Source organism: Rhizobium sp. KDH_Rht_773_N (assembly GCF_052946295.1).
In genome coordinates this window covers 918,887-933,102 of the sequence record NZ_CM129525.1, presented here as the reverse complement: position 1 = coordinate 933,102, position 14,216 = coordinate 918,887, and the positions used below count along the sequence as shown (strand labels likewise).

Annotated in this window: 10 protein-coding genes; 7 read left to right on the top strand and 3 right to left on the bottom strand. The window is 63.1% G+C overall.

What is annotated here, in order from left to right; genetic code table 11:
* Positions 1–31: 31 nt before the first annotated feature.
* Together ACU8HS_RS04815 and ACU8HS_RS04810 are read left to right on the top strand one after the other, a co-directional pair.
* The gene (locus ACU8HS_RS04815; protein ID WP_447015492.1) at positions 32–1,855 is read left to right on the top strand and encodes a methyl-accepting chemotaxis protein; all 1,824 of its coding nucleotides are present in this window, start codon (positions 32–34) and stop codon (positions 1,853–1,855) included.
* Between the two features lie 267 nt (positions 1,856–2,122).
* Entirely contained in the window at positions 2,123–3,946 is a 1,824-nt protein-coding gene (locus tag ACU8HS_RS04810; RefSeq protein WP_447015491.1) for a methyl-accepting chemotaxis protein, read from the top strand.
* 71 nt (positions 3,947–4,017) lie between these two features.
* Here the strand turns inward: ACU8HS_RS04810 and ACU8HS_RS04805 are convergent, their stop codons facing one another.
* Both ACU8HS_RS04805 and glyS read right to left on the bottom strand, forming a co-directional pair.
* Positions 4,018–4,512 (bottom strand): DUF523 domain-containing protein, encoded by a 495-nt coding sequence (locus ACU8HS_RS04805; RefSeq protein WP_447015490.1) that lies wholly within the window; start codon positions 4,510–4,512, stop codon positions 4,018–4,020.
* Positions 4,513–4,584: 72 nt separating this feature from the next.
* Positions 4,585–6,762, bottom strand: a complete 2,178-nt coding sequence (gene glyS, locus ACU8HS_RS04800; protein ID WP_447015489.1) for a glycine--tRNA ligase subunit beta — start codon at positions 6,760–6,762, stop codon at positions 4,585–4,587.
* A gap of 236 nt (positions 6,763–6,998) precedes the next feature.
* On the opposite strand from glyS, the gene ACU8HS_RS04795 reads away from it, so the two are divergent.
* The 5 genes from ACU8HS_RS04795 (at position 6,999) to ubiA (ending at position 13,386) form a co-directional block, all read left to right on the top strand.
* Positions 6,999–9,308 carry a Tex family protein gene (locus ACU8HS_RS04795; protein WP_447015488.1) on the top strand — a complete coding sequence of 770 codons (2,310 nt, stop codon included), beginning with the start codon at positions 6,999–7,001 and terminating at the stop codon, positions 9,306–9,308.
* A 133-nt stretch (positions 9,309–9,441) separates the two neighbouring features.
* Positions 9,442–10,701: a class I SAM-dependent methyltransferase gene (locus ACU8HS_RS04790; protein ID WP_112704512.1), complete on the top strand. Its 1,260-nt coding sequence runs from the start codon at positions 9,442–9,444 to the stop codon at positions 10,699–10,701.
* A gap of 150 nt (positions 10,702–10,851) precedes the next feature.
* On the top strand, positions 10,852–11,430 hold the full coding sequence (locus tag ACU8HS_RS04785; protein ID WP_113414548.1) for a histidine phosphatase family protein: 579 nt from the start codon (positions 10,852–10,854) through the stop codon (positions 11,428–11,430).
* A 118-nt stretch (positions 11,431–11,548) separates the two neighbouring features.
* Entirely contained in the window at positions 11,549–12,358 is an 810-nt protein-coding gene (locus ACU8HS_RS04780; RefSeq protein WP_112573187.1) for a MipA/OmpV family protein, read from the top strand.
* Positions 12,359–12,426: 68 nt separating this feature from the next.
* Positions 12,427–13,386, top strand: coding sequence for a 4-hydroxybenzoate octaprenyltransferase (ubiA, locus tag ACU8HS_RS04775; RefSeq protein WP_112573189.1), 960 nt, complete (start codon positions 12,427–12,429; stop codon positions 13,384–13,386).
* A 59-nt stretch (positions 13,387–13,445) separates the two neighbouring features.
* Here the strand turns inward: ubiA and ACU8HS_RS04770 are convergent, their stop codons facing one another.
* Positions 13,446–14,012 carry a DUF6101 family protein gene (locus tag ACU8HS_RS04770; RefSeq protein WP_112573191.1) on the bottom strand — a complete coding sequence of 189 codons (567 nt, stop codon included), beginning with the start codon at positions 14,010–14,012 and terminating at the stop codon, positions 13,446–13,448.
* Positions 14,013–14,216: the final 204 nt, after the last annotated feature.

Sequence of the window (14,216 nt, the reverse complement as noted above, 5' to 3'; positions counted from 1 at the left end):
ACAGAATTTCATCTTTTCCGTGAGGTCAATCATGAAGAAACTCAAGATTGCTCATCAGCTTTTTGCGCTGGTCGGTGTTTTGATGGCGGCGTTTGCTGTCGCAATCTATTTTGAAATCCGCACATCCGAGCAGGCGATCTACGATGAGCGTTTCGATATGCTGCGCACGCAGGTCGAATCCGCAGTCTCCGTTCTCAATACTTTCTACGAGCGCGAGAAAGCCGGCCAGATGACGCATGAGGCCGCCCAGGCCGAAGCGTTCGACGTTCTGAAGCGCGTTACGTTCCAGCCGGCGGGATATGTCTTCGGTTTCGACTACAATGTCGTCCAGCTCTTCCATCCAAGCCCGGTCAACCTGGGCAAGGACATGAGCGGCCAGATCGACAAGGCCGGCAATCATTTCAGCAAGCAGCTTGTCGAGCGCGGCATCGCCGGCGGCGGTCGCACCTACTACTATTGGTCCAAGCCGGGTCATCCCGACGACCAGACCTTCCTGAAGGGCGGCTATTCGCTTGCCTTTGCCCCGTGGAAGATCGTCGTCGGCACGGGTGTCTATCTCGACGACCTGCAGGCCAAGGTCAACGAAACCATGTGGAAGGCCCTGACGGCCTGCGCCATCGTCTTCGTTGCCGGTATCGCTACGGCCTTCTACTTCATCCGCGGCATATCGAACCCGCTGAAGGACGTGCACAACGCGCTTCAGGCGGTTGCCGACGAGAATGTCTCGATTACGATCCCGCATACCGGCATGAACAACGAAGTCGGCATGATGGCGAAGGCAACGCAGTCGCTGCAGGAAAAGATCCGCGAACGGCATGCGATGTCCGAACGCGAGACGGCCCAGCAGCTGGCGCTCGAAAGCGAGCGCGAGACGAACCTGCGCCACCAGCAGGACGAAGCCTCCATGCAGGCCCGCGTCGTCAGCACGATCGGCCAGGCGCTGGAACAGATCGCCCACGGCGACCTGACGGTGCGCTGCGCCGATATCGGCCAGAAATACGCGGCGCTGCGCGACAACTTCAACGACGCGCTCTCGCATCTGGAAGCTGCCATGGCCCAGGTCAGCGCCAAGGGCGGTGACATCGGCGTCGCCAAGGAAGAGATCCGCCGCGCCTCCAACGAGCTGTCGCAGCGCACCGAGCGTCAGGCCGCAAGCCTGGAAGAGACCTCGGCTGCTCTCGACGAGCTGACCGTTGCCGTTCGCCAGACCGCAGACGGCGCCCATGAGGCCAGCAAGCGGGTTCACTCGGTCTCGACCGAAGCCACCCACAGCGATGCGATCGTCACCCAGGCGATCGAAGCCATGAGCGGCATCGAAAAATCCTCGTCGGAAATCTCCAAGATCATCGGCGTCATCGACGAGATCGCCTTCCAGACCAACCTTCTGGCACTGAACGCCGGTGTCGAGGCAGCGCGTGCCGGCGAAAGCGGCAAGGGCTTTGCCGTCGTCGCCCAGGAAGTGCGCGAACTGGCCCAGCGCTCGGCGGCTGCCGCCAAGGAGATCAAGGACCAGATCGCCCGCTCGTCCGGCCAGGTCGACCATGGCGTGCGCCTCGTCGGCGAGGCAGGCGAAGCGCTGAAGCGCATCTCCGACCAGATCAAGGCCGCCAACGAAATCGTCGCCAAGATCGCCCACAGCGCCTCCGAACAGGACACGACTCTGCGCTCGATCTCGTCCTCGATGAACCAGCTCGACGCCGCCACCCAGCAGAACGCCGCCATGGCGGAAGAGACGACGGCATCGGCCGAGACGCTGGCTGCCGATACCGACGAACTGCTCGGTCTCATCCGCGGCTTCCGCGTCGGCAATGGCGCAGCCGTTCCCGCCGCCCATCACGGTCGCCGCGCCGCTTAAAGCGGGCGACCAAAAGCTATTGCTGTCACGTGCGGCCGCCGGACGAAAGTCCGGCGGTTCTGTTTTTGGACACCCCCGGATTTTTAGGGAAATTTGTTCAAAATCTAATAAAATTAAGGCTTTATTATAAGGTGAATGCCAATTGTACTTAGCCGGTCGCAGCATGTTCTTTTAGCAGCGGTAGATGCGTCGCCCTCGTCGGGCGCGCTCGCACAGTCGGTAGAAAACCGCACCGGACTGCAGCCCCCTTTCCCGTTGCGAGGCATCATGAAGAATTTGAAAATATCGAAGCAGCTTATACTGCTGGTCATCGGCCTGATGGTTGCGTTTGCGATCGCAACCACGCTCCAGGTCCGCTCCTCGGTCGATGCGATCTACAAGGAACGCTACGACATGCTGCGCTCGGAGGTCCAGTCGGCGGTCTCCGTTCTCAAGCTTTACCAGGCAAGAGTCGCCGCCGGCGAACTGAAGCTCGAAGACGCCCAGAAGCAGGCTTACGCCACGCTCAACGGCATGAAATACGATCCGGACGGCTATTTCTTCGGCTATGACTACGACATCAAGATGATGTTCCACTATGACGCCTCGAAAGTCGGGCAGGTCAACAAGGGCCAGCCGGACAGCAAGGGCAAGCTCTACCGCGAGGAGCTGGTCAAGCTCGGGCAGCAGGGCGGCGGTCTTGTTGAATATTATTCCACGGCCAAGCCCGGCCAGCCCGTTGGTGATTATCGCAAGACGGCTTATGCGATAGCTTTCGACCCATGGAAGATCGTCATCTGCACCGGCGTCTACATGGACGATCTCGATGCCCAGGTCGATCAGACGATTCTGACTGCGCTGACCGGCAGCATCATCCTGTTCTTCGTCGCCATCGTGGCCGCCTACTTGGTCATCCGCGGCATATCGAACCCGCTGAAGGATGTGCACAACGCGCTTCAGGCGGTTGCCGACGAGAATGTCTCGATCGCGATCCCGCATACCGGCATGAACAACGAAGTCGGCATGATGGCGAAGGCAACGCAGTCGCTGCAGGAAAAGATCCGCGAACGGCATGCGATGTCCGAACGCGAGACGGCCCAGCAGCTGGCGCTCGAAAGCGAGCGCGAGACGAACCTGCGCCACCAGCAGGACGAAGCCTCCATGCAGGCCCGCGTCGTCAGCACGATCGGCCAGGCGCTGGAACAGATCGCCCACGGCGACCTGACGGTGCGCTGCGCCGATATCGGCCAGAAATACGCGGCGCTGCGCGACAACTTCAACGACGCGCTCTCGCATCTGGAAGCTGCCATGGCCCAGGTCAGCGCCAAGGGCGGTGACATCGGCGTCGCCAAGGAAGAGATCCGCCGCGCCTCCAACGAGCTGTCGCAGCGCACCGAGCGTCAGGCCGCAAGCCTGGAAGAGACCTCGGCTGCTCTCGACGAGCTGACCGTTGCCGTTCGCCAGACCGCAGACGGCGCCCATGAGGCCAGCAAGCGGGTTCACTCGGTCTCGACCGAAGCCACCCACAGCGATGCGATCGTCACCCAGGCGATCGAAGCCATGAGCGGCATCGAAAAATCCTCGTCGGAAATCTCCAAGATCATCGGCGTCATCGACGAGATCGCCTTCCAGACCAACCTTCTGGCACTGAACGCCGGTGTCGAGGCAGCGCGTGCCGGCGAAAGCGGCAAGGGCTTTGCCGTCGTCGCCCAGGAAGTGCGCGAACTGGCCCAGCGCTCGGCGGCTGCCGCCAAGGAGATCAAGGATCAGATCGCCCGCTCGTCCAGCCAGGTCGACCATGGCGTGCGCCTCGTCGGCGAGGCAGGCGAAGCGCTGAAGCGCATCTCCGACCAGATCAAGGCCGCCAACGAGATCGTCGCCAAGATCGCCCACAGCGCCTCCGAACAGGACACGACGCTGCGCTCGATCTCCTCCTCGATGAACCAGCTCGACGCCGCCACCCAGCAGAACGCCGCCATGGCGGAAGAGACGACGGCATCGGCCGAGACGCTGGCTGCCGATACCGACGAACTGCTCGGCCTCATCCGCGGTTTCCGTGTCGGCAATGTCGCAGCCGCTCCCGCCGCCCATCACGGTCGCCGCGCCGCCTAAAGCGGGGTGACCAAAAGGCATTTCATCACCAAAGAAATTAGCGGCTGCCGGTCTTTCCGGCAGCCGTGCCGTCAGTCGGCCCGGCCGATCCGCTCGACGAGCCGGTCGATGTCGCGATCCGAGAAGACTTCGACACCCGCCTGTCTCAGGGCTGCCGCAGTGACGCCGCTGCCGGCGCGCCGGTTGCCGGAAAACGAGCCGTCGTAGATGAAGCCGGAACCGCAGGACGGGCTGCCGTCGATCAGCAGCGCATAACGGCAGCCATTGGCGACCGCAAGCCGCACGGCATTGTCAGCCGCCTGCAGGAATTCATCGGTCACGTCGCTGCCCGTCAGTTCCATGACACGCGCCTTGCCTGCCAGCACATCCTCGCCGCCGGCCGCATCTGCGATCTCGGCAGGGGGCCGCGGTACGGGCATCCCGGCCGACATTTCCGGACAGATCGTTACCAGCCGGCCCTCCTGCATCCAGCGCCCGATTGCCGGATGCACAAGCGGCTTCGCGCGTCCGTCATAGCGGACGGCATGACCCATGAGGCAGGCGCTGACGAGGATCTTCGACACCATGGATGAGGTCTAGCGCACATTCATGTCCGCGTCATCGTCCTGGGCCGAAGACCCTGTTTTTCATCGTCCGTCTCAGCCGGCGATCTTGGAGAAATCCGCCACCGTGCCGGTTGCCTCGCGGATCATCCGCAACAGCGCAAGACGGTTGGCGCGGATCGCCGCATCCTCGTCGTTGACGAGAACGTCGGTGAAGAAGCGGTCGACCGGGGCGCGCAGCTTCGACAGGGCTTCCATGGCCGAGCGGAAATCCTCATGCGCAACGGCACCGGCCGCTTCCGAGGAGGCCTTGGTGATGGCGCCGAACAGTTCCTTCTCGGCATCGAGCCTCAGCAACGCCTCGGAAACGCCGTCGGCAACGACCGTGCCCTTCTTCTCTTCGGCGGCCAGAAGCTGTGTGGCGCGTTTGGTGCCGGCGAGCAGGTTGATGCCGTCTTCCGAGGTGATGAAGGCCGTCAGCGCCTCGACGCGGCGGGCGACCATCAGCAGATCGTCGGCTTCGGGCGTCAGCACCGCATCGATGAGGTCGTGGCGGGCGCCCTGGTCGCGCAGGTAGACCTTCAGCCGGTCGTGGAAGAAGGAGAGCAGGTCGATCTGCCGCGACAGGTCGTCGGTGGCAATGTTGGCGCCGATATCCGCGTCGATGCGCTGCATATGCGAGACGATGCGCGGCAGCAGTGTGACGCGCACACGCTTTTCGAGCAGGATGCGTATGATGCCGAGCGCCGCGCGGCGCAGCGCAAACGGGTCCTTGGAGCCGGTCGGCTTCTCGTCGATCGCCCAGAAGCCGATGAGCGTGTCGAGCTTGTCGGCAAGGGCGACGGTGATCGCAACCTTGTCCTCGGGCACGCGGTCGGACGGACCCTGCGGCTTGTAATGGTCTTCGATCGCGGTCGAAACGGACATGTCCTCGCCCTGCAGCACCGCATATTTGCGGCCCATGACGCCCTGCAGTTCCGGGAATTCGCCGACGGCTTCGGTGCGCAGGTCCGCCTTGCAGAGAACGACGGCACGGTCCACCAGCTTATAGTCGGCGCTGGCCGGCATGGCGATCTTGGCGGCAAGCGCGCGAATGCGCTCGACGCGGTCGCCCTGCGTGCCGAGCTTGGCATGGAAGGTCACGTTCAGGGCGTCGAGCTTGGCCATGCGCTGGTCGAGCGGCTTTGCGAGGTCGAGGCCGAACTTCTTCGCGGATGCTTCCAGCGTTTCGAGATCCGGCAGGTTGCCCTGGTCGCGCTTCCAGAAATGCAGCGCGTCGGAGAGGCGCGCGCGCACGACCTTGCCGTTGCCGTGAATGATTTCCTTGCCGCCGTCGGTCGCCTGGATGTTGGAGACGAGGATGAACTTGTTGGAAAGCGTCTCCTCGCCCTGTTTGCGGGTGACGAAGCATTTCTGGTTGGTCTTGATGGTCAGGCGGATGATCTCGGAAGGGATCGAAAGGTAATCCTCCTCGAAGGAACCCATCAGCACCTGCGGCCATTCCACGAGGCCGGAGACTTCCTCCAGCAGGCCCTCGTCTTCGACCAGTTCCAGCCCGCTCGCAAAGGCGATGTCGCGGGCGTCGTGCAGGATGATGTCCTTGCGCCGCTCCGCATCGAGGATGACCTTCGCCTTTTCGAGGCTCGCGACATAATCGTCGAAACGCTTGACGGTGATCGCGTCAGGCGCATGGAAACGATGGCCGTATGTCACGTTGGAGGCGACGATGCCGTCGATCTCGAAGGGAATGACGACGGTTTCTTCGTGCTCGCTTCCGAAGGTGCAGACGATCGACTGCAGCGGGCGCACCCAGCGCAGCGATCCGGGCTGCGAGGAGGCCTTGCCCCAGCGCATCGATTTCGGCCAGGGAAAATCCCTGATGATGCCGGGCATGACTTCGGCGATGATCTCTTCCGCGCCGCGGCCGGGCTTGGAGATGACGGCGACGTAGAAATCGCCCTTCTTCGGATCGCTGACGACCTGCGCTTCGGAAACGGAGGAAAGGCCCGCACCCCGCAGGAAGCCTTCGATCGCCTTTTCGTTGGCGTCGGTGCGCGGCCCCTTGCGCTCCTCGCGGATATCGGCCGAGCGGGCCGTCAGGCCGTGAATGTCGAGCGTCAGCCGGCGCGGCGTCCAATATTCGCGCGCACCCTCATAGGTCAGTCCCGCTTCAACCAGGGCATCGGTCAGGAGCTTCTTGAGATCGCCGGCAGCCTTGCGCTGCATGCGGGCGGGGATCTCTTCGGAGCGAAGTTCGAGAAGCAGGTTCGGCATGGTACTCTTTTCCTGGCGCCTGCGGGGCAGGGCAATCAAAAATGGTCGCCTCTGCTACCAAAGAATGCCGCATCTGCACAACCGCAAAAACGGGATGGGGAAGGCTCAATTGCGCCCCGCACGGGGGCTTGAATCGGCGGCGGCTCTCGCTTCCGCTGTGGAAAGCCGCAGCAGGCATTGCCTTGCCGCTTTTCGTCGCTATGGTCCGCCAATCCCAACGAACCGCAGGAAATCCCATGGCCGCTGACCTTCGTTCGCTCGCAGCAAGCATCTCCGCCGAAATCAACGCAAGGCCCGATCAGGCCAAGGCGGCGATCGAGCTGCTGGACGAGGGCGCGACGGTCCCGTTCATCGCCCGCTACCGCAAGGAAGTGACCGGCGGGCTTGACGATACGCAGCTGCGCACGCTGGCCGAACGCCTCGTCTATCTGCGCGAACTCGAAGCCCGCCGCGATGCGATCGTCGAATCCGTCACCGGCCAGGGCAAGATGACCGAAGAACTGATGGCGAAGCTTGCCGGCGCCGCCACCAAAGCCGAGCTGGAAGACCTCTATCTGCCCTACAAGCCGAAGCGCCGCACCCGCGCCGAGATCGCCCGCGAACGCGGCCTCGGCCCGCTTGCCGCAGCGATCCTGGCCGAGCGCGGCAGGGAGCCGGCGGCTCTCGCCGAAGCCTATGTCAATGCCGACGTGCCCGACGTGAAGGCGGCGCTCGAAGGCGCGCGCGACATCGTTGCCGAAGGTTTTGCCGAAAATGCCGACCTGCTCGGCAAGCTGCGCGCCCATTTGCGCAATGCAGCCCTTCTCAAGGCCAGGGTCGTGGAGGGCAAGGAAGCGACCGGCGAAAAGTTCTCTGACTATTTCGACCATTCCGAACGCTGGGCGACCGTACCCGGCCACCGTGCGCTTGCCATGCTGCGCGGCTGGAACGAAGAGGTGCTGACGCTGTCGATCGAGGCCGATGCCGAGATCGCCTCGCCCAACAAGCCGGTCGAGCGCATGATCGCCACCGCCTACGAGATAGGCGCCTCGCGCCCCGGCGACCGCTGGCTGATGGATGTCGCAAGCTGGACCTGGCGCGTGAAACTCTCCATGTCGCTGTCGCTCGACCTGATGCGCGAACTGCGCGAAAGGGCGGAGGAAGAGGCGATCCACGTCTTTGCCCGCAATCTGAAGGACCTGCTTCTGGCGGCGCCCGCCGGCTCGCGCGCCACGATGGGCCTTGATCCGGGCATCCGCACCGGCGTCAAGGTCGCCATCGTCGATGGCACCGGCAAGCTTCTCGATACGACGACCGTCTATCCGTTCCCGCCGAAGAACGACGTGCGCGGCACGCAGGCCGAACTCGCCTCGCTCATCCGCAAGCACAAGGTCGAGCTGATCGCCATCGGCAACGGCACCGGCAGCCGCGAGACGGAAAAGCTGGTGGCCGACATGCTGGCGGCATTGCCGGCGCCCAAGCCCACCAAGGTCATCGTCTCGGAAGCGGGTGCTTCCGTCTATTCGGCCTCGGAAACCGCGGCCGCCGAATTCCCGCAGCTCGACGTGTCGCTGCGCGGCGCCGTCTCCATCGCGCGCCGCCTGCAGGATCCGCTCGCCGAACTCGTCAAGATCGAGCCGAAATCGATCGGCGTCGGCCAGTACCAGCACGATGTCGATCAGGCCAAGCTCTCCCGCTCGCTGGATGCGGTCGTCGAAGATGCCGTCAATGCCGTCGGCGTCGATCTCAATACGGCGTCTGCGCCGCTGCTTGCGCGCGTCTCCGGCCTCGGCCGGTCGATTGCCGATGCGATCGTCCTGCACCGCGACCAGAACGGCGCTTTCGAAAGCCGCAAGGATCTCCTGAAGGTCGCCCGCCTCGGCCAGCGCACCTTCGAACAGGCGGCCGGCTTCCTGCGTATCCCGAACGGCAAGGAGCCGCTCGACGCCTCCTCCGTGCATCCGGAAGCCTATGGCGTGGCCAAGAAGATCGTCGCCGCCTGCGGCCGCGACCTGCGCTCGCTGATGGGCGACAGCGCCACGCTGAAGGCGCTCGACCCGCGCAAGTTCATCGACGAGAAGTTCGGCCTGCCGACGGTCAAGGATATCATTGCCGAACTGGACAAGCCCGGCCGCGACCCGCGACCGAGCTTCAAGACCGCGACCTTCGCGGAAGGCGTCAACGAGATCGGCGACCTGACGCCCGGCATGATGCTGGAAGGCACCGTCACCAACGTCGCCGCCTTCGGCGCCTTCGTCGATATCGGCGTGCATCAGGACGGCCTCGTCCACGTGTCGCAGCTCGCCGACCGCTTCATCAAGGACCCTCACGAAATCGTGAAGGCTGGTGACGTGGTCAAGGTGCGCGTCGTCGAGGTCGATGTGAAACGCAAGCGCATCGGCCTTTCCATGCGCAAGGATGACGGTGGTTCCGCGGGTTCTGCGCGCGGCGAGTCGCGCGCAAATGCAGGCTCTCGCCCGCAGCAGGAGCGCCGCCCCGCGCCGGCGAAGCCTCAGAGTCAGGGCGCCTTTGGCGCGGCACTCGCCGAAGCCATGAAGCGAAAATAAGGGCTTAGCCCCAATGTCGACAAAAATGTCACACTTTGGCAATTGAATTTGCCGAGTGCTAAATCCGGCGCTTGTAAGGCAGGCGAGAGCGACTAAGTTGATGTGACCATCCTGTCACATTTGCGAGGCGTCCATGGCGTCGGCATTCTTATCGATTGTCCAAAAGATCATCCGCAAGGGTTCCTTGACCCTTACGCTCGCCAGCGGCGAGACCCACACGATTGGCGACGGCACCGGCGACCCGGTTGCCGTTCGCCTTGCCGACCAGGAAGCCGAGGATGCGATCCGTCGCGATCCGACGCTGAAGCTCGGCGAAATGTATATGGAAGGCCGGTTCATTCTCGAACAGGGCAACATCTACGACTTCCTCGCCCTGGTGAAGCAGAACACCACCAACGAAATCTTCGATTTCAAGATGGCCGCCCTGCTGATCGGCCGCATTGCCATGCAGCAGCTCAAGAGCCGCATGCCGATCAATCACAACAAGCGTAATGTCGCCCACCATTACGACCTCTCCGAAAAGCTCTTCGAACTCTTCCTCGACGAGGACTGGCAATATTCCTGCGCCTATTTCGATCCGCCGGGCATCAGCCTGGAGGAGGCCCAGGTCGCCAAGAAGCGCCATATCGCCGCCAAGCTCATGCCGCAGCCCAACCAGCGCGTTCTCGAGATCGGCTCCGGCTGGGGCGGCATGGCCATGTATCTGGCGGAATCGACGCCCGGCCTCGACGTGACCGGCATCACGCTCAGCGAAGAGCAGCTGAAGATCTCGCGCGAGCGTGCGGAAAGGCGCGGCCTTGCCGATCGTGTCCGTTTCGAGCTGCAGGACTATCGCTACCTGACCGGCAAGAAGTTCGACCGTATCGTCTCGGTCGGCATGTTCGAACATGTCGGCATCGGCAATTACGGCAACTTCTTCAAGAAGGTGCACGAGTTGCTGGACGACAACGGCGTCATGCTGCTGCATTCGATCGCGCGCCCGAAGCCGAGCTTCGCCACCAACGCCTTCATCGAGAAATATATCTTCCCGCAGGGCTATATTCCCTCGATCGCCGAAACGCTGGTGCCGCTCGAAAAGGCCGGCCTCCTGACCCGCGACGTCGAAGTGCTGCCGCTCCATTACGCCTATACGCTGCGCCACTGGCGCGAGCGCTTCGTGGCCCGCAAGGCAGAAGCCGTGGCGCTTTACGACGAGAAGTTCTTCCGCATGTGGGAATTCTATCTGGCAGGCTCAGAAATGGGCTTCCGCTGGGACGAACTCTTCATCGAGCAGATCCAGATCACCAAGAACCAGTTCGCAACGCCCGACAACCGCAATTACATTGCGCAGAACGAGGCGAAGCTGAAGGAATTCGAGGCGACGCGGCCGCCATTGGAAAAGTTCACCTTCTGATATCGAAAGCGCGGTCCGCTGCATCGGCCCTTGCGAAGATCGGAATTGATTTTCGCAAGGGCCGATGCGTAGAACTCAAGGAATGGGAGCGCTGCGCGTCCGAACGGACGCAGGGCGCTCTGGCCGCGCTTTTTCTTTGGAGAGACGGGCATGAGCGCATTTCCCGAAATCACCCTCGTGCGCCACGGCGAAACGGCCTGGTCCCTGTCCGGCCAGCACACCGGCCGCAGCGATATTCCTCTCACGGCCAACGGCGAGGCGGCTGCCCGCGCGCTCGCTCCGCGGCTGGCAGGTCTTTCTGTCTCCGCCGTCTGGTCGAGCCCGTCGCAACGGGCGCACAATACCTGCAGGCTTGCCGGCTTCGGGGAAGGGGCCGCCATCAAGCCCGATCTCGCCGAATGGGATTACGGCGCCTACGAGGGCATCACCACCAAGGAAATCCTGGCCAGGCGCCCCGGCTGGCGGCTTTTCCGCGACGGCTGCCCCGACGGTGAGTCCGCGGCCGATATCGGCGCCCGTGCCGACCGCATCGTCGCCGAATTGCGTCAGGTCAACGCGCCGGTCCTGATCTTTTCCAGCTCGCATTTCCTGCGCGTGCTCGCCGCCCGCTGGCTCGGCCTGCCGCCTGAGGATGGCGCGCGTTTCATCCTGGATACGACGAGCATCAGCGTTCTCGGTTATGAGCACGACCTGACCGAGCCGGTCATCCGCCGCTGGAACCAGAAGTAACTTCCCATCCCCTCGATCTCGCCGCCTTGGTTAAGATTGAGGTAACACCCTCACTATAAATCTACCGATCGCCGCCGTCCGCGGCCGTTCTTGTATTGCGTTTTCTGGAGTGCGGATTGTGTTTAATCGATCAGTCGTATCGATCTCTTTAGCTATTGCCCTTGCCTCTTTCGGTACAGCCTCCGCTCAGGAAGGCGGCCACTGGTGGTCCGGCGACTGGTATCTGAAGGTCGGCGTGTCAGGCTTTTCCGCGCCGAAGTTCGAAGGCGCCTCGACCAACGAATTCAAGTTCAGCCCGCTGATCTCGGTCGGCCGCCAGGGCACCGGCCCGCGCTTTTCCTCGCGCAACGACAATCCCTCCTTCGCCCTCGTCGACAATGGCGGCTTCCGTGCCGGTATCGTCGGGCGCTACGTGCCGGAGCGCGATCCGGATGACGATAGCGATCTGCACGGTCTGAAGAAGGTCAAGTGGGGTGCGGAAGTCGGCGGTTTTGCCGAAGTCTACCCGACCGACTGGCTGCGCGCCCGCGCCGAAGTGCGCCAGGGCATCCGCTCGCATGACGGCCTCGTGGCCGATCTCGCCGTCGACGCCTTCACCGATATCGCGCCCGACCTGCAGCTGTCGGGCGGCCCGCGCGCCACCTTTGCGACCGGCGGCTATTTCGATTCCTATTACGGCGTCAACGACAAGCAGGCGGCGGCCAGCGGCCTGAAACCCTACGATCCCTCCGCCGGCATCCAGTCCTACGGCGTCGGCACCGCGCTCACCTGGAACGCGACCGAAAACCTGTCGACCAGCGCCTTTGCCGAATACAAGCGCCTTGCCGGCCCGGCGGCCGACAGCAGCCTCGTGCGCGAGAAGGGGTCGAAGAACCAGTTCGTGATCGGCGTATCGGCAAGCTACAAGTTCAATTTCACGCTGAACTGACCCGGCTCTGCGATCGCGCCCCGTAATCGCGTCTTGACCGCGAATGCCGGCCGTCGCTAGATGGCTCAATGCAACAGATTGACGGTCTCAACGGGCGCGTTGCCGATGCGCCCTCGGATAATTGGGTTTATCGCATCCTGCCGCCCTGGTTGTGGCCCTATGCGCAGCTGGCGCGCTGGGACAGGCCGATCGGCTGGCAGCTGCTCATGTGGCCGTGCTTCTGGTCGGCCGCGCTTGCCGCCAATGCGGCGATCGAGCCGCGCGTCTTTTCCGGCGCCCTTCTGCTCTACCATCTGTTCCTGTATTTCATCGGCGCCGTCGCCATGCGCGGCGCCGGCTGCACCTATAACGACCTTGTCGACCACGAGATCGACATGCAGGTGGCGCGCACCCGCTCTCGCCCGCTGCCTTCCGGGCGTGTGACGCGCCGGCAGGCGAAGATATTCATTGGCCTGCAGGCGTTGGTCGGCCTGTTCGTACTCCTGCAGTTCAACTGGTTTGCCGTAATTCTCGGCGTGCTGTCGCTCGGCATCGTCGCCCTCTATCCCTTCGCCAAGCGGTTTACCGACTGGCCGCAATTCTTCCTCGGCCTTGCCTTCTCCTGGGGCGCATTGATGGGCTGGGCCGGCATATTCGGCAGCCTGTCCTTTTCCGCGGTCCTGCTCTATTTCGCGTCGGTCGTCTGGACGATCGGTTACGACACGATCTATGCGCATCAGGACAAGGAGGATGACGAGCTGATCGGCGTCCGTTCCACCGCGCGCCTCTTCGGCGAGCGCACGCGCATGGCGCTTGTTGGCCTTTACGGGCTCACTCTCCTGTTGATGTTCCTGTCTTTCGCCTTTGCCGGCGTCGGGCTTCTCGCCTATGTCGGCCTGCTGATTGCGGCCGGCATGTTCGCCTGGCAGATCAGAACGCTCGATATCGACGACGGCGCCCAGTGCCTCGCGCTCTTCAAGTCGAACACCCGTGTCGGGCTGATCGTCTTTCTCGGCCTGTTCGTCTCGCTGCTTTTCGCCATTCCCTGAGCGCAAATGAAAAACCCGGCGCAAGGGCCGGGTTTGCGGGTAGGATCTGAACCTGTCGTTCAGTTGCGGGCGATGATTTCCTTGCCCTCGATCTTCATGATGACGCCGAGCTTGCCGGTGGTGCGGCGCACGAGGAAGCGCGGGCGCCGGTTGGCGAAATAGGAGTGGCGCCGGCGCGGCTTCATGTCGCCGGTGCGCAGCCCCCCGATATGTTCTTCGAGCGGGCGGGCGATGCCGTCGGCTTCCACCATCAGCATGGGGATGCCGTAGGCCTCCGACCAGCTGCGCCAGTCGGCAGCGATATCGCCGAGATCGTGGGCCACCAGCAGCGGAATGCAGAGTTCCGGATCTTCGTGATGCAGTTCGAGCGTTACGGTGACTTCGCCGTTGCCGTGGTCGATGGCGCGGGCGGCAACGCCCTTGAAGACGCGCCGCGGCAGGGCGATGGAGAGCGGCAGGCCGCTGGAGGGGAGAATCTTGCGCAGGACCGCGCCGCGTTCGTCGATCGTTATGCTGACGTCACCGGCATGGTCGTGGATGGCATAGCTTACCTGCTGCGGAAAGCGAGACGGATCAAGACGCAATGTCGTGCCAGCCCAGACGGGCTTCAGAACGGTATTCTTCATTTCATTTCTACCCTTGTCTTACCTGAGAGCCGGTTTCCGGTCTTCTCGTTGGGACTTTTCGTCCTCTATGGCCCGACAATAGGCGGCCCCCGTTCCGTACAGCTTAAAAATCGCGGTTAAGAAAATCCTGCCTCCGGGGATGGTTAGCAAAAACGAATATGGCAGGGTTTCCGGAATGTGAACGCGGCCCCGCATCAAGGCGGG

Excerpts from the sequence above, each read along its gene's own strand:
- ACU8HS_RS04805 (WP_447015490.1), bottom strand. The coding sequence starts at position 4,512 with ATGGTGTCGAAGATCCTCGTCAGCGCCTGCCTCATGGGTCATGCCGTC.
- glyS (WP_447015489.1), bottom strand. The coding sequence starts at position 6,762 with ATGCCGAACCTGCTTCTCGAACTTCGCTCCGAAGAGATCCCCGCCCGC.
- ACU8HS_RS04785 (WP_113414548.1), top strand. The coding sequence starts at position 10,852 with ATGAGCGCATTTCCCGAAATCACCCTCGTGCGCCACGGCGAAACGGCC.
- ACU8HS_RS04790 (WP_112704512.1), top strand. The coding sequence starts at position 9,442 with ATGGCGTCGGCATTCTTATCGATTGTCCAAAAGATCATCCGCAAGGGT.
- ubiA (WP_112573189.1), top strand. The coding sequence starts at position 12,427 with ATGCAACAGATTGACGGTCTCAACGGGCGCGTTGCCGATGCGCCCTCG.
- ACU8HS_RS04795 (WP_447015488.1), top strand. The coding sequence starts at position 6,999 with ATGGCCGCTGACCTTCGTTCGCTCGCAGCAAGCATCTCCGCCGAAATC.
- ACU8HS_RS04815 (WP_447015492.1), top strand. The coding sequence starts at position 32 with ATGAAGAAACTCAAGATTGCTCATCAGCTTTTTGCGCTGGTCGGTGTT.
- ACU8HS_RS04770 (WP_112573191.1), bottom strand. The coding sequence starts at position 14,012 with ATGAAGAATACCGTTCTGAAGCCCGTCTGGGCTGGCACGACATTGCGT.
- ACU8HS_RS04810 (WP_447015491.1), top strand. The coding sequence starts at position 2,123 with ATGAAGAATTTGAAAATATCGAAGCAGCTTATACTGCTGGTCATCGGC.